We start from the raw sequence: 23,178 nt of genomic DNA, 5'->3' as shown, positions 1-23,178 counted from the left end.
ATTATTCAAATCTATCTCACACTTCCTTTTTAATGCTCAACATAATACTCTCTATTCTATAAGAAAAAGCTCAATTTTACTACGAAGAACCCTTACCAATTTACAACAACATCACGAAATGAGGAAGGGCCTTTTTTCCTTAAAGACCTGCATATAACAAAAAAAACGATGAGTAATTTTCATCACTCATCGAGTTAAGCAGTAGGCAAATGCACCCTTTTAATGAAAAAGTAAATACACGTATGACCGGCCCCCAAAAACAATAGCAAAATTGGGATGCTTTTTTCTTCATTAAACCACGTAATCGCAGCCAAAAAGCATAATATAGAAACAATCCTGCCGACATTTAAGAAAATTTCACGAACGACAATATACTCAATTCTCATATCGGCAGCATTCCAGCCTGTTCCTATCACATCGTATGTAGTTGATATATAAGGGACAAGCAAAATAGGATAAGCAATCGCAATCAAGCCAGCATACATTAACAGTTTAACAAAATTCATATCCCAGACAATTAACAGGATGGCTAAGTATAGGATCACACCGCCGATAAGAATGGCCTTTTTTCGATTTCTTTTTTTGATCATTCTCGATGCTGCATAATACGCAATGAAGGAAATACCAGAGTTAATAAGCCCGAATGTTCCTAATGCCATTTCACTTCCTGTCGAGATAAAGACAAAGACAGAAATGATAAATAAAAACGTCCCCTCTCTTAAGCCCTGAAAAAAATGGGCATTCGTAACAAGACGCCAATTTTCATTTAATTTTCGTTCCGCAAGTATTCGTTTAAAGCAATATTTACCGTGTGCAGGCCTTGGCTTCAAAGAGAAACTTAAAATTACAGCAAGACCGAATAAAGCTAATGATATCCCGAACACAATAGAATAACCGGCAAACTTCTCAAACCGTGTGATAATGATTCCTGCTGCAATGGGTCCAATCATTCCACCGGTAGAGGATAGAATCCCTAAAAAGCCATTAAAAAAATCTCTTGTTTCAGGCTCGGTTATTTCAAACGTTAAAACATTATAGGCCAGCCAATAGAAGCCGTAACCGATTCCTAATAGACTGCCTAATAATAGCAAATATGTGGAAGCGTGTGTTCCGGTCAGCAATACTGTTAAGTAAAATAGCGCCAAAAAAATAACACCAATTCGTAGAACAATCACCCTATCGATTTTTTTTGCCCATCTGCCTGCTAAAATAAAGGTTAACGGCTGTAAGACGACAATGGATAGGTTATATAGCGCTAAATCTGCGAAAGCTCCTGTTTGTTTCCATAAATAAATATTAACAAAAGTATTCGAGAGTGCCACACTCAACGAATATAAACCGCCAATGAATAACAGTAACGAGAGGTCTTTTGTTAATTCTACCTCACCTAAAATCTTGAATTTTTTTGCCATAAAAAACTCCCCTTTTTCATAAGGGTAGTCTTTAACATGCAAGATTTTCTTATTCATTTTTTGCAAAAGCGTTTTGTTACACTCCGGATAAAATCGGCTTTCCGTTCATCATTTTTAACCATCCCTCAACCCAAATAAAGGCCTCTTTCCAGTTGTTTACCCGGATTACCCCGGCGGGGATCGGATCTTGATTATAAGGAGTATCAAATAAAATCACAGGAATTTGACATTCTTCGTGAATCATTACTGCATTATCATGCTTATCCTCAAAAAAGATTTCTATTTGGTGCTTTTTTACGGCTTCTACTTTATCATGCGATCCAATTAATTCAATATGATGAAAGGTTATTCCTTTATCAATAAACCATTTCTTAGTGTTATCAAGCAAATGGGGACCGCGGGCGCTGATAAAAAATAACTCATGCTGTCTTTTCCAAGTATTTAAAACAGTCTCCGCACCAGGTGCAAGCGGCGATCCCTGATAAATAATCGGTTCGTTTTCGATAAACCATTTTGCGAATTCTTCTTCTGCCACGTTAACAACCGGATTTAAATCGTATTGTTTCACATCAGCTAAAGTGACATTCAATCCAAAAGCTCTATTTAAAAAAGGTAAAATCGCATCCGGGGTTGTAACAGTACCATCAATGTCTATTCCAAATCTTTTTCTCATTATGAACTCACCTTCGTATTACTTTACTATCTGATTATATTTTACCAAAGACAGACACCTTACTTTACTAAAAATAATGTTAAAAAAGAAACTTTTTCGGATATTGAAACAAAAACCTAATTAAGACAAACATTAACATATTAAAAACAAGAGACTCATCAAACAATAATAAATGCTCCTATAACTGAAAGTGAGGGATCACGATGGCAGACCAAGAGAGAGACACTGATGTGCGTGACTATCGTCAAAGTGCATACATTGGCGAAGACATCCCAAATGACCCTTCAGCGTTTAAGGAAGAAACAGCGGCAGAAATAGCCGCTCCCGTTCCTATTGGACGAAAAAGGGGTTATGACGACATTCGGGGAAGAGCAGAAGGTGGAACAGGCACCGGGTATGTTGCTTTAGCACTATCGATTTTATCTCTGTTTGTATTACCCATTCTTTTTGGTGCAGCAGGTATAGTGTTAGGATTTGTTGCTCGTCGTCGTGGAGCAGAAGGACTCGGAGCGTGGGCAATAGGGATTGGAGCCGTATCGATTATTATCGGCATCTTTATCCTTCCATTCTTTTAACCGTATCTGCACAAGGAGCAAAAAGAAGAGGCTGACCCTTTCTGGGCAGTCTCTTTTTGATGATTATAAAGCCTTGAACTCCGTTAACTGTCTAACTGCAGCGCCCAGCGCCTAGTGTACGTCGCTAAACGGGCGCCTACGCTTTTATTTCTTCTGCCGCTTTTTTCTGAAAGTATTCTTCGGCAATTTGGTCGATTTCTTTTTTCAATTCCTCCACCATTTGCGCTTCAGGAACCTTTCTAACAATTTCCCCTTTACGGAATAATAAGCCTTCACCGCGGGCTCCTGCAATTCCAATATCCGCCTCCCTGGCTTCACCCGGTCCGTTAACGGCACATCCCAGAACAGAAACCTTTATAGGAGCTTTAATGTTTTGAATGTATTCTTCAACTTCGTTTGCAATGCTAATTAAATCGATTTCAATTCTGCCGCAGGTTGGGCAAGAAATTAATGTTGCTGCATTAGAAGAAAGTCCAAAAACCTTGAGAAGCTCTCTGGCAACCTTAACTTCTTCAACAGGGTCAGCACTTAAAGAGATACGGATTGTATTTCCGATTCCTTTGCTAATAATCGCCCCTAAACCTGCCGCACTTTTGACGGTACCGGAGAAAAGTGTTCCCGATTCTGTAATACCCAAATGCAATGGATAATCAAAAGCACGTGAAGCCTTATCATATGCTTCAATGGCTAAATTAACATCAGAAGCCTTCATGGAAACGATAATATCATGAAAATCCAAATCCTCAAGAATTTTGATATGATGAAGAGCACTCTCTACCATTCCATCAGCAGTCGGATAGCCGTATTTTTCGATAATTCTTTTTTCAAGCGAACCGGCATTGACCCCAATACGGATTGGGATTCCGCGTTCCTTTGCAGCTTTTACCACTGCTTCGACCTTTTCACGCTTTCCAATATTACCGGGATTGATACGGATTTTATCTGCCCCGCCTTCAATTGCTTTAAGTGCTAATTTATAATCAAAATGAATATCAACAACAAGCGGGATACTAATTCTCTTTTTGATTTCAGAGATAGCATTTGCGGCACGTTCATCCGGACATGCCACCCGAACGATTTGGCACCCTGCTTCTTCCAGACGTTTAATTTCGGCAACAGTCGCTTCTACTTCATGGGTTTTTGTAGTCGTCATGCTTTGAATAATGATTTCATTATTCCCACCAATCGTTAAATTTCCAACTTTAATTGGACGGGTTTTCGTACGATGTATGATTTCACTCACGTGGAATTCGCTCCTTTGAAATGGAATTCGAATAATTAAAATAAAAATTACAATACGATTCCATTCTATCAGTCTTTAACTGATTTTGACAAGGAAGAGGAATAAAGCTCTATTTTTTAGAGTAATCAGGGAATTGATAGGTTGATCCAATTTGAATTTTTTCTGGTGTTTTCCCCGGATTAAGGGTTTGAAAATCATGGATTAAATCATCAATTGAAACTGGAAGAGCTTTATTTATATGGTGTTCGACTATAGTAATGACAGTTTCACCCGGTTTTACTTTTTCCTTAAACGAAGACATACCTGTTTCAGAAAGTCCCGTTTCAGGCTTTGCAGTACCCTTAGCCTCTGCTTCCACCGTTTGGGTTGCGTTAGGCAGTGTTCCAACCGTTAAATCAATGTATATTACATATATGATTAGTATTGCAAATAACAAGGCAAATAATTTTTTCATTGTACAAGCCCCCAAAAAAGGAAAGTTTGTACATTGGTATGCTTGTCCACCTTCTTATAGAACAAAAAAGCATCTTACGGATGCTTTTTATTGAGCTTTTTTAGGCTTTGGTATTTCATTAACAGCTAAATATAAAACGATGATTGCAACAAACCAGTTGATAAGAAAGCTGTTCGGAACATTTGTTTTGATTGCTGCCATGATGGTAAAGAATAAGGTAGGCAGTGTTTCGCTGAATGCAGCCATTCTCCATAATTGACGGTAGTTTAATTTTCTGCCGGAAAGATTTTTTATTGCTAAACCGACTAATGCCAATACGGTGATTTCAATAAAGTTTGATGCGCTTGAAAAGAGATAAATAAACACCGACATTACCGGGATAATAATCCCTTTAATTCCTTCAAGCGTGTCAATGAAATTTAAAAAATCATTTTTTGTTACATGTAAGGTCTCCAGCATCGAGTAAGGATATGTTTGTATCTCACCGCCTGCAGCTAAGACAAATTCATTTTTCAGAAGAGCAAAAGCATTCCCTTCATCTTGAACATCTTTTTCAGCTATCGTGCCTGTGGGGTCAAGAATAATCGCAAAATTATCCTTTTGGATGTTGATTGGCACCTTTGTCGAAGAAGTAAGCTGGCCACTTTTTATTGAAAAGGAAGGTATTTCATCATGTATGACCGATTTAGCCGTATTAATCCCCGTGGTTAATGTTGTACTCAAGTACACGATTGACGGTAAAATCGAAATGAGGGTTAGGAAGAATACATAAAAAATCGTTTTTCCGATACCTTGAAAACGGAATAAGGCAATATCCTTCGGAGAGTATATACTTTTAATAAATTGCTTGAAAATATTCATATTGACCACCCTTAAACTTATTCACCATTCTATTGTAGCTTTTGAAAGGGGTATATACAAGAATCACTATGAAACTCTTTGTATTTATGTTATTGGCTTTATTGTTGTTCATAAATAGAAATGAGGCTGCCCCTGTGAGTCAGCCTCATTTTTTAATTTAAGCCGCAGATTTCATTAGCACAGTTTTGGCAGTCAACTTCTTCTTTTAAATAGCTTAATTTTTTCACAGTAAATTTTTGCTGATCATAGGAGATAATATCTTGCTCGCGAAGTTCTTTTAAGGAACGCTGTATGACTTCCCTTGTTCCATATGTCAGGTTGGCTAATTCCTGATGAGTTAACGGCAGATCGATGAGAATTCCATCCTCCGTCATAATCCCGTAGGAATTACAAAGGCGGATTAAAATTGAATATAAGCCTCCCTTTTTTCCATTCATAATTAAATCCTGGCATTTCATTTGAGCTTTTAAATAACTGGTGCTGAGCCAGGAAACGAGTGAATTCATTGCCTCCGGATAATTTAATACAAATTCCTCAAACTGGTCTTTTTTTATAAGAAGCAGTTCACAGTCTGATAGTGTTTTTGCGTAAAAATGGTAAAAAGGATTTTGTTTAAAAAGCTGATATTCTACAACCAATTCCCGATCATTTAAGATTTTTAGGATAAAGTCCTTACCTCGTACATGGACCCGACCAAGTGCAATACTCCCCTTGAGAAGTAAATATACATACTCAACAGGATCCTTCTCTAGAAAGAGAACAGTCCCTCCCTTAATCTTTTGAACCTGCTCTTTTTCCCGGAAAAATTGAACCAGTAAACTATATATGGAAAAGCAACTTTTCTGCATGTTCCCAACTCCTTTTTACCCTTCCAATTTGATTAAAATAATTTATTAACATCATGTCAATAGAGGTTTAGCCTTCTTTGGATGCAGTGGCGGGTGATTATGACAAATATCGTTGACAGAATGCCGCGTAGGAGAATTTGTCAAATTTCCGAAAGTTATTTTGTCGGATTTTTATTGTTATATTTAAGAATAAAAATCCCCTAAAGGGGTATCGTATTTATGGTGGTATATCAAGCATTTTATTTGAAACCGTTAACTAATTTTGGTACTCTTAAGCTGCAAAGCTTTAGAAATATTCTAAAAATCTTTACGATTTTTCAGACTAACTAAGGCCCAAAATAAAAGGTATACATAGGAGGAATTATAATGGCATTTGAATTACCGCAATTACCTTATGCAGAAGACGCATTAGAACCGCACATTGACAAAGAAACTATGAATATTCACCACACAAGACACCATAACACATATGTGACAAACTTAAACAACGCATTAGCAGGTAATGAAGAATTACTTTCTAAATCTGTTGAAGAAGTCATTTCAAACTTAGATGCCGTTCCTGAAGCTGCTCGTACAGCAGTCCGTAACAATGGCGGCGGTCATGCGAACCATTCTTTATTCTGGCAAATCCTTTCTCCAAATGGCGGCGGCGCACCAACAGGTGAATTAGCAGACGCTATCAGCAGTAAATTTGGCAGCTTTGAAAGCTTCAAAGATGAGTTTGCAAAAGCGGCAACTACCCGTTTTGGCTCAGGTTGGGCATGGTTATCTGTGAACAACGGCGAATTAGAAGTTTCAAGTACACCAAACCAAGACTCTCCTTTAATGGAAGGAAAAACTCCTATCCTTGGCCTTGATGTTTGGGAGCATGCTTATTACTTAAAATTCCAAAACAAACGCCCGGACTACATCACCACTTTCTGGAATGTTGTGAACTGGGATGAAGTTTCAAAACGCTATAACCAAGCAAAATAATTCCCTTTAAGATATTAAACCCAAAAAACGCCCATTGGGCGTTTTTTTATGAATTAACCTTTTATATCGTGCATTCCGGACAACGTCCATAGATTTCAAATTTATGTCCTGAAATATCATATCCTTTTAAATTTTCGCTTAAGCCGTTCATCGGACAAGTTTCAATTTCTTTTGTTTTACCGCAATCAAGACAAATAAAATGATGATGATGATTATGACGTGAACATGTAATTCGGAAATGTTTTTCGCCAGATAATTCAGTCATTTCCAATATCCCCATGTTTACAAATAGGGAAAGGTTTCGATATATGGTATCAAAGCTCAACCCGGGATAGTTATCCTTTAATTGATCTAAAACATCTTTTGCCGTTAGATATTTATCATTATCAGCAAACAATTGGAGAATATCTTCTCTTTTTCCTGTATGTTTAAAGCCCTTTTCTTTTAAATACTGAATGGCCTCATCTACATTCACATGAACACCCCTATTCAACCTGGTTTTTAATCGATATTTTTTTATAAAAAATGGCAATAATTAAAATAGCCACTGCAATCATAACAATGGTTCCACCGGGAGCCAGGTTTAAATAATACGCGGTAAATAAACCGCCAAGCACGGACACTTCCCCAAAAATGATGGATAAAAGGATTGTTTGTTTAAAGCCTTTTGCAATCCGAATACTTGCAGCCACTGGTAAAGTCATTAAAGAGGATACCAGAAGGATTCCAACAATTCTCATCGAAGCAGCAATTACAAGAGCAACCATGACAATAAAAATAAAATGAATGCTTTTGGCCGCAATTCCTGATGCTTTCGCATGCTCCTCATCAAATGACAACAAGAAAAGCTCTTTGTACAATAAAAATATTACGAAGATGACAGCAATACTGATCGTGAATATCACCCATAGATCCGTACGGCTAACGGCAGAAACACTGCCAAATAAATAGCTAAACAAATCAGTATTGAAGCCATTGGCAAGTGAAATAAAAATAACGCCCAGGCCTATTCCGCTTGATAAAATAATCGGTATTGCCAATTCTTGATAGTGCTTATAAACTCCCCTAAGTTTTTCAATAAACAAAGAGCCACCAACAGAGAATGCCATCCCTAAATAAAGCGGATTTAAACCGGCCATTACCGCGAAATTTTTTTCAATTAACAGGCTTGCTGCAATACCTGCAAGGGTGACGTGACTTAATGCATCCGCAATTAAAGACAATCTTCTGACTACGATAAAAACGCCTAATAATGGTGCCAGAATCCCAATCATAATCCCGGTTAAGAAGGCATTTTGTAAAAATTCATAATGAAAAAATCCCTGGATCAATTTAAAACGCCTCCGTGTTCATGGTGATGAGCAAGCATGTGAACCCCATGCCCATAAAATTCAGACATTCCTTCCGCGTTAAGATGTTCAAATTCCTTCGTTTCACCATGAAAATGCAAATGTTTATTTAAGCATGCAACATGTGTAACCTTATCGGAGACAGTTCCAATGTCATGGGTAACTAATAACAAGGTAATGCCGCGGCTTTTATTTAAATCAGCAAGCATTTGATAAAAGGCATTGACATTCTCTGCATCTACCCCGACTGTCGGCTCATCAAGAATTAATAGCTTTGGTTCGCTAACAAGGGCACGGGCAATAAAAACTCTTTGCTGCTGTCCGCCCGAGAGCTCTCCAATATTTCTGCTGCTAAACTTTTTCATTCCAACAGCTTCAAGAGCTTCCAATACTTTTTGTTTATGTTCTTTTTTAAAAAATCGAAACATTCCCAGCTTTTTAGTTAAACCGCTTGAAACTACTTCAAATACTGTCGCAGGGAAGCCTGTGTTAAATGAATTTGCTTTTTGTGATACATATCCAACCATTTGCCAATCTTTAAATTTGTTCAATTCCTGCCCAAATAAAAATATTTCACCCTTTTGCGGCTTCAATAGCCCTAAAATTAACTTTAATAGTGTCGATTTTCCTGATCCATTCGGTCCAACAATTGCTAAGAAGGAACCATTCGGAATTGAGAGATTGATATTTTCAAGGACAATATCCTTTTCATATCTATAGGAAACTTGCTGAATATCTATAATTGATTGTGACGTCATAAGCTCACACCTTTAATTTTAAGAATCATTCCGATTTAACTTTATGTAGTATACAATAGCTCCTTCTTTATGTAAAGTCTCATGGTCTTACTTGGATTTTAAAATCTAATTTATTTTATCATTTGGTCACATTCTAACATCTCCTTCATACATTAAGATGGAGGAGTGATGACGGTGAAAATTTTTGAAAACATCATTAATCATAAAATTAATACAATAACCGCGGATGAATTGCTTAAGTATGCCAAACAATTTAACATTGCGTTAAATCGATTACAAGCAAATAAAATTGCCGAATATTTAAGAGGGAAGAATGTAAATATTTTTGATGATAGTCAAAAAGCCGCATTAGTGAAAGAAATTGCCAAATCAGCAGGTCCTGAAACAGCTCGTGAGGTAAATAAATTATTTATGCAGTTTACAAAATCATGAAAGAAAAAGCTGTGCGAAATGCACAGCTTTTTCCAATTATTAATTATGCCTGCATAATTAAATCAAGTAGATTGTCATTGAACTTTTGTTCACGAAGCATATCAATTTCATGCTTATATGGCGGCTTTTTATCGTTTTTATCTTCTCCTACATATGGTGTTTCAAGGATTTTTGGCACATTAGCTAACTGTGGATGATGTACAATATAATTGATTGCCTTAAAGCCTATATGGCCAAATCCGATATTTTCATGACGGTCTTTTCTCATACCGACAGCATTTTTACTGTCATTAATATGCAAAACCTTTAATTTTTCCAAGCCAATAATTTTATCAAATTCATTTAATACCCCGTCGAAATCCTCAACAATATTATAACCGGCATCATGTGTATGACATGTATCAAAACAGACGGAAAGCTTGTCACTATAGTTTACTCCATCCATGATCATCGCTAATTCCTCAAATGAATTACCGCACTCAGAGCCTTTTCCGGCCATAGTTTCTAATGCGATTTGTACTTGTTCTTTCCCGGTTAAAACTTCATTTAACCCTTCAATGATTTTCTTAATACCTGCTTCTGTACCTTCACCTACATGGGCACCGGGATGAAGAACAATTTGCTTGGCACCAATTGCTTCAGTCCTTTCGATTTCACTCCGAAGGAAGCGAACCCCCAAATCGAATGTATCCGGATTGACGGTATTCCCGATATTAATGATATAGGGAGCATGGACAATGATTTCTGAAATCCCATTCTCCTCCATATGCCTTCTTCCGGCTTCAATATTTAAGTCCTCAATTTTTTTCCTTCTTGTGTTTTGAGGCGCACCTGTATAAACCATGAAGGTATTAGCACCATATGAAACTGCTTCCTCGCTGGCGGCTAGCAGCATTTTCTTTCCGCTCATGGAAACATGTGATCCAATTTTCAACATACCTCTCTCTCCCTTCTCTTATTATTTCTTTCTCTGATCGATTCTTCTTTGACGTTTTTTTATTTTATCCATTTCCCATTGCATTTTCTTTTTATAGCCAGGTTTTACTTTTGACGGTTTGCGAACCAACGATTTTGCTGTTTTATCTGCCGCATCCTCTTGTCTAACACGTGTTTTCCGTCTATTTCGGTCATCTAATTCAATAAATTCTTCTTTTTTGATATCTACGGTTTTAAATTGAATTCCCATCTTTTCCAAACGATTTAATGCGTCCTCATCGGAAAGATCATAGATCGTGAGAGCAATACCGGAATTTCCTGCTCTTGCCGTTCTTCCTACCCGATGGATGTAAAAGTCTAAGTCAGTCGGTAATTCGTAGTTAATGATATGGCTGACTCCTTCAATATCAATCCCTCTTGAGGCAAGATCGGTGGCTACAATATATTGAAATTCCAGGTCCTGAATTTGTTTCATCATTTTCCTTCGTTCACGAGGGTTTAAATCCCCATGAACCCGCCCTACCTTTAAACCTTTGGCAATTAAAAAGTTAGCCACTTCCTCCGCCATTTTTTTGGTGTTCGTAAACACAATGGCCAAATAGGGATTGTAATGGAGAAGCATGTCGTGCACAAGCTGCTTTTTATTTCGATGCCTTGATGGTAAAAGGTAATGCTGTAAATTTTCGGCAGTTTTTCTTTTTGATTCAATCTGAATCGTTTTTGGATTTTCCATATACTTTTTAAGAAATGGTTTTAGTTTTTCAGGAATGGTTGCAGAAAAAACCAGCATTTGAAGATTTTCAGGCATTTTAGCAGCTACCTGGTCTAAATCTTCAATAAATCCCATATCCAGCATCATATCCGCTTCATCAACAACGAGGATTCCCGATGTATGAATGAAAAGTGCTTGATCATTCATGAGGTCTTTAATTCTTCCGGGAGTCCCTACGACAACATGTGGTTGTACCTTTAATTTTTCAATTGTCCGCTGCTTGTCCGTTCCTCCGATGTAGCACCTGGTCATAATTTGTTTTTCAGGGCTGCAATGTTCTGTCACCTTTAAGATTTGGTGATAAATTTGTGAAGCCAATTCTCTTGTCGGGGCAGTGATCACCGCTTGTACTTCCTGACGTTTTGGATCAATTTTTTCAAGAATGGGGAGGACAAAAGCAAGCGTTTTTCCCGTTCCTGTTTGTGATTGACCAATCGCACTTTCCCTTTTTAAAACTAATGGGATCATCCGCTCCTGAATTTCTGTCGGCTCATAAAAACCGAATTCTTTAATGGCTTCTATAATAAAAGGTTGAAATTTAAAACGCTCAAATCGATTTACTTGCATGAAATTGCTCCTTAATTTTAAATATCTTCTGTATTTGGAGTGGTTTTCTTCCTTTAACAAGAGCTTCCACATTTATTTCCATCCTGTAATTATATAAAAGTTTAAGACAAATCTCCACCCATCTATTCTTTTATTATCATCTTTTACTTTCCGGCAACTTTTAATCATTAAAATTTAGTCTTCGTCCTGTGTAGAAGACCTAAACCAAAAAAGGGTAAATGCATACTTTAAAGCATGAGGTCTAATCGAAAGGAGGCTAGAAATATGCAGCCAAGACCAAGATTCCCTATGCAGGGTGGAATGGGGCCGCAAATGATGGGGCCTGGTCCGAATCCATTTGGAGGAAGAGGACAAATGATGAATCCGTTCGGGGGCAGAAATCAAATGATGGGGCCCGGTTCCAATATGTTCGGGGGAAGAAACCCAATGATGGGTGGACCCGGTCAAATGGGAAGAGGCGGCGGTGGTTTACTTTCAAAACTTCTTGGAAGGGGAAATCAAGCCGCCGGTGTAAGAGGAGTAGGAGCCATGCAAGGGGCAGGCAGAGCAGCTACGGGTAGCGGTGGCGGATTACTAAAATCTTTGAGTAATCCCGGTGGCATTACCAGTATGCTAAACAATACCCAACAAGTATTAAAAACAGCTCAATCCATTGGTCCTATGATTCAACAATATGGTCCTATTGTAAAAAATCTTCCAGCGATGTGGAAATTATACCGAGGCTTAAAAAATGCTCCTGACAGCACAGAGGAAACAGCGAATGCAAGCGCCAAGAAAACAGAAACAGTAGCTGAGACCTCTGTAAAAGATGAAACAGAAAAACATTCTTCAAAAAATAAGCAGACTGAAAAAAGAAAAAAAACTGCCGGTGAAGAAGCATCCGGTAAACGGAAAGGTTCTTCAGTTCCAAAACTATATATTTAATAACTCATGGAGGATGCTGGTGACAGCATTCTTTTATATTTTAAAAATAAAGGAAAAAATGTATCTTTGTATTATTTCTATTAGTTTTATATAATTAATACATAGACTATAAGTATTTGTTCTTATGGAGGACTCATGAATATGCAAATTATTAAAATTTCACCACGCGGTTACTGTTACGGTGTTGTCGATGCTATGGTCGTCGCAAGAAATGCCGCATTAGATAAATCATTACCTCGCCCTATCTATATCTTAGGGATGATTGTTCACAATAAACATGTTACCGATGCCTTTGCTGAAGAGGGGATTATTACACTTGACGGAAGCAATAGAAAGGAGATACTTGAAAAAGTTGACTCGGGAACGGTTATTTTTACTGCTCATGGTATTTCACCTGAAGTTCGGGAGCTTGCAAAGCAAAAAGGGCTTGTGACCATTGATGCAACCTGCCCTGATGTAACAAGGACCCATGACATCATTAACGAAAAAGCACAACAAGGATATCAAATTATTTATATCGGTAAAAAGGGGCATCCGGAACCTGAAGGCGCAGTCGGTGTAGCACCGGGTGCTGTCCATCTCGTGGAAACTCCCGCTGACGTTGAAGCATTGAAAATTGATGCTGAAAAGCTTATAGTCACCAACCAAACAACTATGAGTCAATGGGATGTTTCAGATACGATGAAGAAGGTTCAAGAAAAATATCCGCATGTTGAAGTTTTTAATGAAATTTGCCATGCAACCCAAATCCGGCAGGAAGCAGTTGCACAACAAGCAACGGAAGCAGATGTGACGATTGTTGTCGGGGATCCGAAAAGTAATAATTCCAATCGATTAGCACAAGTTTCAGAAGAAATTGCCGGAACAAAAGCATATCGAATTGCAGATATTACTGAATTAGAAATCGACTGGATAAAAGATGCAAAAAATGTTGCTGTAACAGCAGGTGCCTCTACACCTACACCAATTACAAAAGAAGTTATTACCTTCCTCGAACAATTCGACCCAAATAATGAAGGAACATGGGAACGCAGAAAAAATGTTCCCTTAAATAAAATCCTGCCAAAAGTAAAAAATTAAAAACCGGTCGATGACCGGTTTTTTTATACAAATTGAAAGGGATCTGTATTAACTTCTGAAGGAAAGATCTCTACTTCATATCCGGATTCCAGGCACATTTTTTTTAGTGTAGCTGAAAGTCCTTTTTTCATGACCTTTTCAACATTATGACCGGGATCAATCATATTCAGCCCTTCCATCATTGCGTCATGTGCTGTGTGATAATAAATATCCCCTGTGACGTACACATCAGCTCCTTTAAATTTTGCCTGAGTGAAATATTTATTACCATCCCCGCCTAAAACAGCCACTTTTTTTACTATAGAGGTTAGATCGCCGACTACTCTAATTTTATCAACCTCAAGAGCTGTTTTAACTTTTTCAGCAAATTCCCCTAATGTCACTGCTTGGATTGTCCCTATTCTGCCAAGACCAAGAATTTCCCCTTTATTTTCAACAGGGTACACATCATATGCTACTTCCTCATAGGGGTGTGCTTTAACCATGGCACTTATTGTCTTTTTTAGTAAGGCTTCAGGAATAATTGTCTCAATTCGAACTTCCTCGACAGCTTCTAACTGTCCTGGATGTCCGATGTATGGATTGGTATTTTCTCTGGGGGTAAATCTTCCCGTTCCACCTGTTGAAAAAGAACAATGGCTATAATTACCGATAGATCCTGCTCCTGCATTTCCTAATACTTGTCTAATCTCTTCACTATGAGTGGCAGGAACGAAAACGACAATTTTCTTGAGCTCCGTTTCATAAGTCGGTACCAGGACCTCCGTGTTTTCTATGCCAAGTGCATCAGCAAGTAAATCATTGACCCCGCCCTTGGCAACATCAAGGTTTGTATGGGCGGCATAAACTGAAATATCATGTTTTAGTAATTTCTCAATCATTCTGCCCTGTACCGTATCTGTGATCACGTTTTTTAACGGTCGAAAGATTGGCGGATGATGAGCAATGATGAGTTGAACATTTTTTTCAATTGCCTCGTCGATTACTTCTTCTAATACATCAAGTGCAATCATGATCCTGTCAATCTTTTTGTTTAGGCGGCCTATTTGTAAGCCGATCTTGTCCCCTTCCATTGCCAAACCTTTTGGAGAAAACTGTTCAAACAACTGAATGATTTCATGACCGTTCGCTTTCTTCACCATTTAGCGCCTCCTCTACCAGCTTTATTTTATCCAGAATCTCCTGCTTTTTTTGGTTTGTTTCTGTCGTTTGGGCGGCACCTTCAAGTTGTGAAACAATACGTTGCCAATTTTTTATTTCCAAGAGCCATTTTTTCTTAAAGATTTGATTTTGACTTTGAACTAAAAACGGTCCTAATAAAAGTCCCTGTTCCTTCTTTGCTAGGATATAAGGCTTACCGGGCTCCCCTTTTTCAGCTACTAAAATTTCGTAGATTTTTTCATCTTCTTCAATGATTTCTTCAGCGATAAGCTCCCAGTCGTTTTCTAAAAACCATTTTCGGATTGAAATCGCACTTATATTTGGCTGAAGCACAAGCCGTTTAACAGAATGAAGCTTATCCTTACCTCTTTCTAAAATGCCGGCGATTAATGCACCGCCCATTCCGGCAATCGTGATGCAATCTACCTCTTCGTGCTTCAGGACATCTAAGCCGTCACCCATTCGTACAGAAATAATTTCAGATAAACCTTCTGACAACACATTTCTTTCAGCGGACTGAAAAGGACCAGCTGCTACTTCACCTGCGATAGCAAATGGTAATCCCGCATTCTTTGCCAGATAACATGGCAAATACGCATGGTCAGAGCCAATATCAGCTAGTTTTGCATTCTTAGGAACATAGTTGGCAACCGTTGCCAAACGAAACGATAATTTATCAGTATTCAAAAAATCCCCACCACGCTTTTATGTATAGTCCTTCTACTCATCATAATGATAATTGTTCATTCATTATAGTATAAAAAAAGTCCTTTACAGTTGCAAAGGACCATTTTTATTATATGCAAATTATTGAATTTTCGATACCCATGCTGCCATTGCATCTGCTTGTGCCTCTGGTACAAGACCTGGAGGCATATTGCCTTTTCCTTTGGTAATGAAGCCTTTAATTTGATCCTTGGTAAACTTTTTACCAACACCATGCAAGGATGGTCCTACAACCCCTTGATACTGATCGCCGTGACAGCCAATACAAGTGGATTTATAAATGTCCTCCGGATTAGCTGATGCAACCGTTTCCGTTTTTGCAGTGCTGGTGCCGCCTTTATCCTTAGCTACCTCTTTCGCATCACCGAGGCCTTTGAAGGACAGAAAGAACATTAGACCGATTCCAAAAACCATAATAAGTACGAAAGGAATGACAGGATTTTTATTCATACTATAACCTCCCTTATGTAAGTACATCTGTTAAATTATAGAACCTTTACAAACAACTACTATTTTACTTGAAAATCGACAGAAGGAAAAGACCTAAACTTACTTTGTCCAAAAACTTTGTAAAAAAAATAAAAGAGGCTGAGATATGAATTTATCAACTGCAACCTCTTGTTAATTTTCCCTATTTTCTTTTTAACAACCAATAATTCTTGCGATTACCATTCTTTGAACCTCGGAAGTCCCTTCACCAATTTCTAACAATTTAGCGTCCCGCATCATTCTTTCGACATGGTACTCCCTCATATAGCCGTATCCTCCGTGAATTTGCACCGCCTGATTGGTCACTTCCATACAAATTTCTGATGCATATAGTTTACATATCGCTGCTTCTTTGGAAAACGGTTTTCCCTTGTCCTTTAGCCAGGCTGCCTTATAAACCATATTTCGCGCCAATTCTATTTTCATCGCCATATCAGCAAGCTTGAACTGAATTGCTTGGAAAGAAGAGATTGATTTACCGAATTGTTTTCTTTCCTTTGCATAATGAAGAGCCTTATCATAAGCTCCTTGAGCTATTCCTACCGCCATTGCACCTATACCGATACGTCCGCCATCAAGCGTCATTAAAAATTGCTTAAAGCCCTCTCCACGCTTTCCTAATAAATGATCAACTGGCACTCTGACATCCTCTAACACAAGCTCAGTTGTATTGGAGGAATTTAAGCCCATTTTTTCGTAATTATCAATAACAGTAAACCCTTTAACGTTTGTTGGCACAATAATAGCACTTATTTCCTTTTTCCCATCCCTAATATCGGTCACCGCTGTAAGAGCTAAATGGTTGGCGAAACTTGCGTTTGTAATAAAACATTTATTGCCGTTAATGATAAATTCACCGTTTTCTTCTTTTGCGGATGTTCTTGTCTCACCCGCATCGGACCCTGCATTTGGTTCTGTTAACCCAAAGGCCCCAAATGACTCACCTGTACAAATTGGCGTTAAATATTTAATTTTTTGCTCCTTTGAGCCAAACAAATTAATTGGGGCTCCACCTAATGAAATATGAGCTGAATACGTAATTCCAGTCGAACCGCAAGCGCGGCTAAGTTCTTCAGTAACAATCGCAAAGCTAACTGTGTCTGCGCCTCCACCGCCGTAGTCTTCCGGGAAAGGAAGTCCCATTATGCCCATTTCTGCAAGCTTTTTAAATATCGCTAAAGGAAATTGTTTATTTCGGTCACGTTCCACTGCACTGGGTGCGACTTCTTCATCAGCAAACTCTCGCATGGTCCGTTTTATCATTTCTTGTTCAGAAGTTAGATCAAAATTCATTTTTATCCTCCTCAAGCAATCTTTGTATGCGCTTTCATTATTATTATAAAAGGAATTGCATTATTTTCTCAAGATTTAAAATTTATATAAAATACAATATTATGTAAATATAACAAAAATAAGAATGTTTTTAATCACAATCTAATGTCATTTCTACTTTAATTAGTTGTTACCAAATGGTATTTTTCAATAAAACACCTTTATTATTATTGATTGAAATCCTATTTCACAAAAATTCAAACCATTTAATACGGAAAAGATTTTGGAAGCCTATTTGCAAAATGCAAGACAATTCAGTAAAATAAATGACAAATACAAAAAGCGTTTTCATATACAGCTTACATTCTTAGCCCAGTGGAACAAAAAAAATAGCTTACTCCTTTAAAGAAGTAAACTATTGGATATATTTTATATTTTATTCTAAAAAGTCTTTAAGCCGTTTACTGCGGCTTGGGTGGCGAAGCTTACGTAACGCTTTTGCTTCTATTTGGCGGATCCGTTCACGTGTAACCCCAAAAACCTTACCTACTTCTTCAAGGGTACGCGTACGTCCATCGTCTAAACCAAAGCGTAAACGGAGAACATTTTCTTCCCGGTCTGTTAATGTGTCCAGAACATCTTCAAGCTGTTCTTTTAATAATTCATAAGCGGCATGCTCTGAAGGAGATGTTGCATCCTGGTCTTCAATGAAATCTCCAAGATGGGAATCATCTTCCTCACCAATTGGTGTTTCAAGAGATACCGGCTCTTGTGCGATTTTTAAAATTTCTCTCACCTTATCAGGTGTTAAATCCATATCTTCACCGATTTCTTCCGGTGTTGGTTCGCGGCCAAGGTCCTGAAGTAATTGCCGCTGCACTCGTATCAGCTTATTAATTGTTTCGACCATATGCACAGGAATACGGATGGTTCTTGCCTGGTCAGCGATTGCCCTTGTGATCGCCTGGCGAATCCACCATGTAGCATAGGTACTAAATTTAAACCCTTTGCGGTAATCAAACTTTTCTACGGCTTTAATGAGACCCATATTTCCTTCTTGAATGAGATCAAGAAATAACATGCCACGGCCAACATACCGCTTCGCAATACTTACTACAAGGCGAAGGTTTGCTTCAGCAAGACGTCGCTTTGCCTCTTCGTCCCCTTCTTCAATTCTGTTTGCCAATTTAATTTCCTCTTCAGCAGAAAGCAAATCAACTCGGCCAATTTCTTTTAAATACATACGAACCGGATCGTTGATTTTAACTCCCGGAGGAACGCTAAGATCATTTAGATCAAATTCATCGTCATCTTCTTTTGATAATTTTTTGATGTCAGGATCTTCGTCTTCATTTTCTCCAACCAATTCAATTCCTTGATCTCCCAGGAATTCTAAAAATTCATCCATTTGCTCAGATTCTAAATCAAAATTAGCTAATTTCTCAGCAACATCATCATAGGCAAGGACGCCGACTTTTTTACCCAGTTCTGTTAACTGGTCTTTCACTTGTTCAAAGGTCAATTCATTCTCGGCCTCTTTTGAACGGGCTGATTTTTCAGCAGCCATAGGTCCCCCTCCTTCCAAAATAAAAGAAACAATCTATAAAGATTTACGCAATTGAAGGATTTCCATTGCAATTGCAGCAGCTTTAGAATAATCCTTTTGTCGTTCTGCTTCTTTTTCTTCCACTTCTTTTTCTTTTATCTTTAACAATTTTTGATAATTCAACACCTGTTTGATATAATCAGTTAATTCTTGGTTGCTCAGTTCATCATTAATGGACATCATTTCAATATCGGCAACCATTCTTCTAAGATTATCATCTTGAATATAGGTTAAAAATGCGCTTGAGTCAGGATTCAAATGATCCTCATAAAATCCAAACAGATAAGTTATTATTGCCTGATGTTCATCAACATTAAACGTATTTCCTTTCAATAAATCCTGCACCTTATATGCAACATCGCGGTTTTTTAGCATATGGGCAATTAAACGCCTCTCAGCAGTATAATGAGCAGGCTTTAATTCATTCACTTGCTTAAAATTTTGCAAAGGTTTATTTACCGTTTGACTTTTCCCATTGGATTTCCTTTTGTCAGCAAAGAAAATCTGTTTTTGCTGCTGTTTTAACGCATCCAATGAAAGCGAAAATTCAGACGCAAGCTGTCTTAGATAATGGTCTTTTTCAACAGCTTTTGTCAACTTGCTGATTTCTTTAAGTATGTCTTCTATATACGCAAGGCGATCTCCTTCTAGCTGAAGGTTTTTTCCTCTGCGAAAATATAGAAATTTGAAAGACATCCAGGTTAAACTGGCACCAATTACTTCATTGCGGAATTTTTCAGGACCATATAATTTGATGTATTCATCTGGATCCTTGCCATCAGGCATCATCGCCACTTTCAATTGAAAATCTGCATCGGTTAAAAGATTTCCTGCACGATATGCAGCTTCAATCCCGGCTTTATCGGAATCGTAACAAATGATTACGGATTGAACATTTTGCCTTAAAAGGGTTATATGCTCTTCTGTTAATGATGTCCCCATCGTAGCAATACCATTTTCCACTCCGGACCGGTCTGCAGCAATTACATCGGCGAACCCCTCAAACAAAATTGCTTGCTGTACTTTTCGAATATGTGGCTTAGCTAAATGAAAATTGTATAAAATTTTGCTTTTATTAAAGATTGCTGTTTCGGGACTGTTTAAATATTTGGGCTCTTCGGCCCCTAGGGATCTCCCTGAAAATGCAATCGTATTTCCATTTCGATCAAAAATCGGAAACATGATTCGATCCCTGAATCGGTCGAAATAGGTCCCATCCTTTTCACGCTTGATAATTAATCCCGCTTTTTCAATCCATTCAGGTGCAAATTCCCTTTTTAAAAGAAACTTGCATACAAAATCCCATGAATTCAATGAATAGCCGATTTGAAACTTATCAATTGATTCCCGAGTAAAACCTCTTTCAAGCAGATACTCTAAGGCATGTTGACCTTCTTTTGTATTTACCAATAAGTGGTGGTAAAATTTACGTAAAAGCTCATGAGCATCAAGCATGGTTTGAAGCTCTTTGGAAACCGTTTTTTCTTTACCAACCGTGGAAAAATCCATTTGAAGATCAATATTTGCCCTGGCAGCCAGTTTAATGGCAGCTTCCTGGAATGAAATTCCCTCGAGCTCCATTAAGAATGAAAAAGCATTTCCGCCTGCACCGCAACCAAAGCAATGGAAAATCTGTTTATCGGATGATACTGAAAATGATGGGGTATTTTCTCCATGGAAAGGACATAATCCGAAGTAATTTCGCCCCTGTTTTTTCAGTTGAACATAATCGCTGATTATTTCGACGATATCAACAGCCTGACGAATTTGATTGATTTTTTCTTCGGCAATACGGTCTGCCATGAAAACAACTCCAATTGTACTAACAGGTATTCGATAAAAATTTCTAAATTCCTTCAAATTTCGACAAAATTTTTGTTAATGCCGTTATAAATCTTGCCCGATCTTCAGAATGATAGGGTTTTGGTCCTTTTCCATAAACGCCTCTTTTTCTCGCTTTGGCATTTAAATGGCGCAAATCAAGGGCAGTTTGAATTCCGTTTTCCTCAAATACAATCCCCCTTGGAGATAAAACATGAACACCCTTAGGCAATAAGGTAGAAGCAAGTCCAATATCTTGTGTAATAACAATATCTCCATTCCGGTATGGTTCATAATGAACATGTCCGCAGCTTCCTTCCTCGAATCAACATATTTCCAAGTTACATATGTATTCTCCTTACTTACATGATGATCGTAGGAAGCGACAAATAGAACTTTAATGGAAGATTCGGAAGCAATTTCGACAATCTCCTCTTTCACCAGGCAGGAGTCTGCATCGACAAAAATAGTCGGAATGCCTTTAATATAAGTATTAATTCTACATCACTCCACATATTCCTTCTTTAACCGCTAACTTTTATGAAAAGGATTTATGTCGAATTTTTTTCAATAGGTTTCCTTGACATCTAACAATAAATAGTTTATTCGTTCACATGCAAGTCTAAACCTAAAAGATTCATTTTTATCACAATTTTTTATTATAGTATATTCATTTTAATTTTGCTATAACTTTTTTCAAAAAAAAGAAAACACATAATCCAATGATTATGTGCTAAGCTCTTCTTTTTTGAATGAAGTTTAGAATAACATTTGCAGTTTCTTCTACCGCTTTATTCGTTACGTCAATAACGGGACAATTAATTTTACTTACCACTTTATCAAAGAAGGTTAATTCTTCTTTAATTCGTTCAATGTTTGCATAACTGGCTTTATCATTTAGCCCCAATGATATTAATCGTTCGCGTCTAATATTATTTAATTTTTCAGGGCTAATTTTCAAACCGAAACATTTTTCTAATTGTACCTTGTATAGTTCTTCCGGCGGGTCCACTTCAGGTACGAGAGGCACGTTGGCAACTTTTAAACGTTTATGGGCAAGGTATTGTGATAATGGTGTTTTAGATGTTCTTGATACACCTATTAAAACAATATCTGCTTTTAAAATCCCCCTTGGATCGCGCCCATCATCATATTTTACCGCAAATTCAATTGCTTCCACTTTTTTAAAATAATCTTCATCCAGCTTTCGAACGAGACCCGGCTCACATAAAGGTGTTTTCCCGCTGTAGATTTGAATTTGGTCCATTACAGGACCAATTAAATCCACCGCATGAATCCCCTCTTGAATTGCCTGTTCTTTCATGTATTCCCGCATTTCGGGTTTTACCAGTGTATATGCCACCATTGCCTTGTCCATGGTAACAAGTGATAATACTTCATCAATGTGTTCTTTATCTTCAACATATGGAAACCTTTTTAATGTCATTCCTGAACCATTAAACTGACTAATTGCTGCTTTTGTCACTAGTTCAGCAGTTTCACCTACTGAATCAGATACGACATAAATAATCGGCAAACTCATTCTCCCTTAACAACTCCTTTAAAACATTTAATTACTCATCTCCAAGTGCAACAAAGGCTTTTGTAATGTTCGTTTTGGTAATTCTGCCGAGCACTTCATACCCTTTATCTGCCTTTCTCACGATCGGTAAGGCATCAATCTGTTTATCTATTAATTTTTTTGCAATATCGATTAAAAGATCTTCCCTTTCACACATGGTAATATTCGGCATCCTTGTCATAATAATATTGACAGGAATAGTCGTAAGCTCTTGTTTGCCAATACTTGCTCTTAGCAAATCCTTACGTGATAAAACCCCAACTAAAAAGGAATGCTGGTCTACAACAAATAATGTTCCCACATCTTCAAGGAACATTGTACAAATAGCGTCATAAACCGAAACATTTTCATTAACCACTACAGGAATGGATTGGTAATCTTTCACATATATTTTTTGCAGATTTTCAGTTAAAAGCTGTGCCCCGGATTTTCCTGTATAGAAATACCCCACCCTTGGTCTTGCGTCTAAATAGCCTGCCATCGTTAATATCGCCAAATCGGGTCTGAGCGTAGCCCGAGTTAAGCTTAACTGATCTGCAATATGCTCACCTGTTATCGGACCATTGTCCTTAACGATTTGCAAAATTAGTTCCTGGCGCTTAGTCAGTTCTATTGTCCTCACCACCTTATCATACCTTTATGTATAGACCCTACACGTGTGA

At 37.8% G+C, this 23,178-nt stretch carries 24 protein-coding genes and 1 pseudogene; 5 read left to right on the top strand and 20 right to left on the bottom strand.

Annotation, left to right across the window (positions count from 1 at the left end; translation table 11 throughout):
• Positions 1–194: 194 nt before the first annotated feature.
• The gene (locus tag J2S10_RS02065) at positions 195–1,412 is read right to left on the bottom strand and encodes an MFS transporter (RefSeq protein ID WP_307404058.1); all 1,218 of its coding nucleotides are present in this window, start codon (positions 1,410–1,412) and stop codon (positions 195–197) included.
• A 76-nt stretch (positions 1,413–1,488) separates the two neighbouring features.
• On the bottom strand, positions 1,489–2,085 hold the full coding sequence (locus tag J2S10_RS02060) for a hypothetical protein (RefSeq protein WP_307404057.1): 597 nt from the start codon (positions 2,083–2,085) through the stop codon (positions 1,489–1,491).
• A gap of 203 nt (positions 2,086–2,288) precedes the next feature.
• Between J2S10_RS02060 and J2S10_RS02055 the strand changes: the two genes are divergently transcribed.
• On the top strand, positions 2,289–2,660 hold the full coding sequence (locus tag J2S10_RS02055) for a hypothetical protein (RefSeq protein WP_307404056.1): 372 nt from the start codon (positions 2,289–2,291) through the stop codon (positions 2,658–2,660).
• Positions 2,661–2,796: 136 nt separating this feature from the next.
• Here the strand turns inward: J2S10_RS02055 and ispG are convergent, their stop codons facing one another.
• The 4 genes from ispG to J2S10_RS02035 form a co-directional block, all read right to left on the bottom strand.
• The gene (gene ispG, locus J2S10_RS02050; protein WP_307404055.1) at positions 2,797–3,903 is read right to left on the bottom strand and encodes a flavodoxin-dependent (E)-4-hydroxy-3-methylbut-2-enyl-diphosphate synthase; all 1,107 of its coding nucleotides are present in this window, start codon (positions 3,901–3,903) and stop codon (positions 2,797–2,799) included.
• Between the two features lie 109 nt (positions 3,904–4,012).
• Positions 4,013–4,357: a hypothetical protein gene (locus tag J2S10_RS02045; protein WP_307404054.1), complete on the bottom strand. Its 345-nt coding sequence runs from the start codon at positions 4,355–4,357 to the stop codon at positions 4,013–4,015.
• Between the two features lie 87 nt (positions 4,358–4,444).
• Positions 4,445–5,218, bottom strand: coding sequence for a DUF1189 domain-containing protein (locus J2S10_RS02040; protein ID WP_307404053.1), 774 nt, complete (start codon positions 5,216–5,218; stop codon positions 4,445–4,447).
• A gap of 152 nt (positions 5,219–5,370) precedes the next feature.
• The gene (locus J2S10_RS02035) at positions 5,371–6,066 is read right to left on the bottom strand and encodes a Crp/Fnr family transcriptional regulator (RefSeq protein ID WP_307404052.1); all 696 of its coding nucleotides are present in this window, start codon (positions 6,064–6,066) and stop codon (positions 5,371–5,373) included.
• A gap of 366 nt (positions 6,067–6,432) precedes the next feature.
• On the opposite strand from J2S10_RS02035, the gene J2S10_RS02030 reads away from it, so the two are divergent.
• On the top strand, positions 6,433–7,041 hold the full coding sequence (locus J2S10_RS02030; RefSeq protein WP_307404051.1) for a superoxide dismutase: 609 nt from the start codon (positions 6,433–6,435) through the stop codon (positions 7,039–7,041).
• Positions 7,042–7,102: 61 nt separating this feature from the next.
• Here the strand turns inward: J2S10_RS02030 and J2S10_RS02025 are convergent, their stop codons facing one another.
• The 3 genes from J2S10_RS02025 to J2S10_RS02015 are packed head-to-tail and all read right to left on the bottom strand — an operon-like array spanning position 7,103 to position 9,148.
• A complete protein-coding gene (locus J2S10_RS02025) occupies positions 7,103–7,516 on the bottom strand; it encodes a Fur family transcriptional regulator (RefSeq protein ID WP_307404050.1) in 414 nt (137 codons plus the stop codon).
• A gap of 10 nt (positions 7,517–7,526) precedes the next feature.
• Positions 7,527–8,372 carry a metal ABC transporter permease gene (locus J2S10_RS02020; protein ID WP_307404049.1) on the bottom strand — a complete coding sequence of 282 codons (846 nt, stop codon included), beginning with the start codon at positions 8,370–8,372 and terminating at the stop codon, positions 7,527–7,529.
• Positions 8,369–9,148, bottom strand: a complete 780-nt coding sequence (locus J2S10_RS02015) for a metal ABC transporter ATP-binding protein (protein ID WP_307404048.1) — start codon at positions 9,146–9,148, stop codon at positions 8,369–8,371. Before J2S10_RS02015 ends, J2S10_RS02020 begins: the two co-directional genes overlap by 4 nt.
• A gap of 174 nt (positions 9,149–9,322) precedes the next feature.
• Between J2S10_RS02015 and J2S10_RS02010 the strand changes: the two genes are divergently transcribed.
• Positions 9,323–9,580: a DUF2624 domain-containing protein gene (locus J2S10_RS02010; protein ID WP_307404047.1), complete on the top strand. Its 258-nt coding sequence runs from the start codon at positions 9,323–9,325 to the stop codon at positions 9,578–9,580.
• Between the two features lie 43 nt (positions 9,581–9,623).
• Here J2S10_RS02010 and J2S10_RS02005 read toward each other — a convergent pair whose 3' ends face one another.
• The gene (locus tag J2S10_RS02005) at positions 9,624–10,517 is read right to left on the bottom strand and encodes a deoxyribonuclease IV (protein WP_307404046.1); all 894 of its coding nucleotides are present in this window, start codon (positions 10,515–10,517) and stop codon (positions 9,624–9,626) included.
• A gap of 21 nt (positions 10,518–10,538) precedes the next feature.
• Positions 10,539–11,855: a DEAD/DEAH box helicase gene (locus tag J2S10_RS02000; RefSeq protein ID WP_307404045.1), complete on the bottom strand. Its 1,317-nt coding sequence runs from the start codon at positions 11,853–11,855 to the stop codon at positions 10,539–10,541.
• Between the two features lie 264 nt (positions 11,856–12,119).
• Here J2S10_RS02000 and vrrA point away from each other — a divergent pair, with 264 nt between their 5' ends.
• Together vrrA and J2S10_RS01990 are read left to right on the top strand one after the other, a co-directional pair.
• Positions 12,120–12,779, top strand: a complete 660-nt coding sequence (gene vrrA / locus J2S10_RS01995) for a VrrA/YqfQ family protein (RefSeq protein WP_307404044.1) — start codon at positions 12,120–12,122, stop codon at positions 12,777–12,779.
• 141 nt (positions 12,780–12,920) lie between these two features.
• Positions 12,921–13,859: a 4-hydroxy-3-methylbut-2-enyl diphosphate reductase gene (locus tag J2S10_RS01990; RefSeq protein WP_307404043.1), complete on the top strand. Its 939-nt coding sequence runs from the start codon at positions 12,921–12,923 to the stop codon at positions 13,857–13,859.
• Between the two features lie 23 nt (positions 13,860–13,882).
• Here J2S10_RS01990 and J2S10_RS01985 read toward each other — a convergent pair whose 3' ends face one another.
• The 9 genes and pseudogenes from J2S10_RS01985 to J2S10_RS01945 form a co-directional block, all read right to left on the bottom strand.
• Positions 13,883–15,001, bottom strand: coding sequence for a Nif3-like dinuclear metal center hexameric protein (locus J2S10_RS01985; RefSeq protein WP_307404042.1), 1,119 nt, complete (start codon positions 14,999–15,001; stop codon positions 13,883–13,885).
• Complete coding sequence (locus J2S10_RS01980; protein WP_307404041.1) at positions 14,976–15,707, bottom strand: tRNA (adenine(22)-N(1))-methyltransferase; 732 nt, start codon at positions 15,705–15,707, stop codon at positions 14,976–14,978. The genes J2S10_RS01985 and J2S10_RS01980 overlap by 26 nt, the downstream gene beginning before the upstream one ends.
• 120 nt (positions 15,708–15,827) lie before the next feature.
• A complete protein-coding gene (gene cccA, locus J2S10_RS01975) occupies positions 15,828–16,196 on the bottom strand; it encodes a cytochrome c550 (RefSeq protein WP_307404040.1) in 369 nt (122 codons plus the stop codon).
• 192 nt (positions 16,197–16,388) lie between these two features.
• Complete coding sequence (locus tag J2S10_RS01970) at positions 16,389–17,528, bottom strand: acyl-CoA dehydrogenase family protein (RefSeq protein ID WP_307404039.1); 1,140 nt, start codon at positions 17,526–17,528, stop codon at positions 16,389–16,391.
• A 415-nt stretch (positions 17,529–17,943) separates the two neighbouring features.
• Positions 17,944–19,074, bottom strand: coding sequence for an RNA polymerase sigma factor RpoD (gene rpoD / locus J2S10_RS01965; protein ID WP_307404038.1), 1,131 nt, complete (start codon positions 19,072–19,074; stop codon positions 17,944–17,946).
• A 33-nt stretch (positions 19,075–19,107) separates the two neighbouring features.
• A complete protein-coding gene (dnaG, locus tag J2S10_RS01960) occupies positions 19,108–20,916 on the bottom strand; it encodes a DNA primase (protein WP_307404037.1) in 1,809 nt (602 codons plus the stop codon).
• 43 nt (positions 20,917–20,959) lie between these two features.
• Positions 20,960–21,432, bottom strand: a pseudogene (locus tag J2S10_RS01955) (YaiI/YqxD family protein).
• A 235-nt stretch (positions 21,433–21,667) separates the two neighbouring features.
• Positions 21,668–22,477 (bottom strand): pyruvate, water dikinase regulatory protein, encoded by an 810-nt coding sequence (locus J2S10_RS01950; protein ID WP_307404036.1) that lies wholly within the window; start codon positions 22,475–22,477, stop codon positions 21,668–21,670.
• A gap of 31 nt (positions 22,478–22,508) precedes the next feature.
• Positions 22,509–23,141, bottom strand: a complete 633-nt coding sequence (locus J2S10_RS01945; RefSeq protein WP_307404035.1) for a helix-turn-helix transcriptional regulator — start codon at positions 23,139–23,141, stop codon at positions 22,509–22,511.
• Between the last annotated feature and the right edge of the window lie 37 nt (positions 23,142–23,178).

This window comes from Neobacillus ginsengisoli (assembly GCF_030813055.1).
Note: the sequence above shows the minus strand (reverse complement) of the source record. Positions and strands in the feature narration are given on the sequence as shown.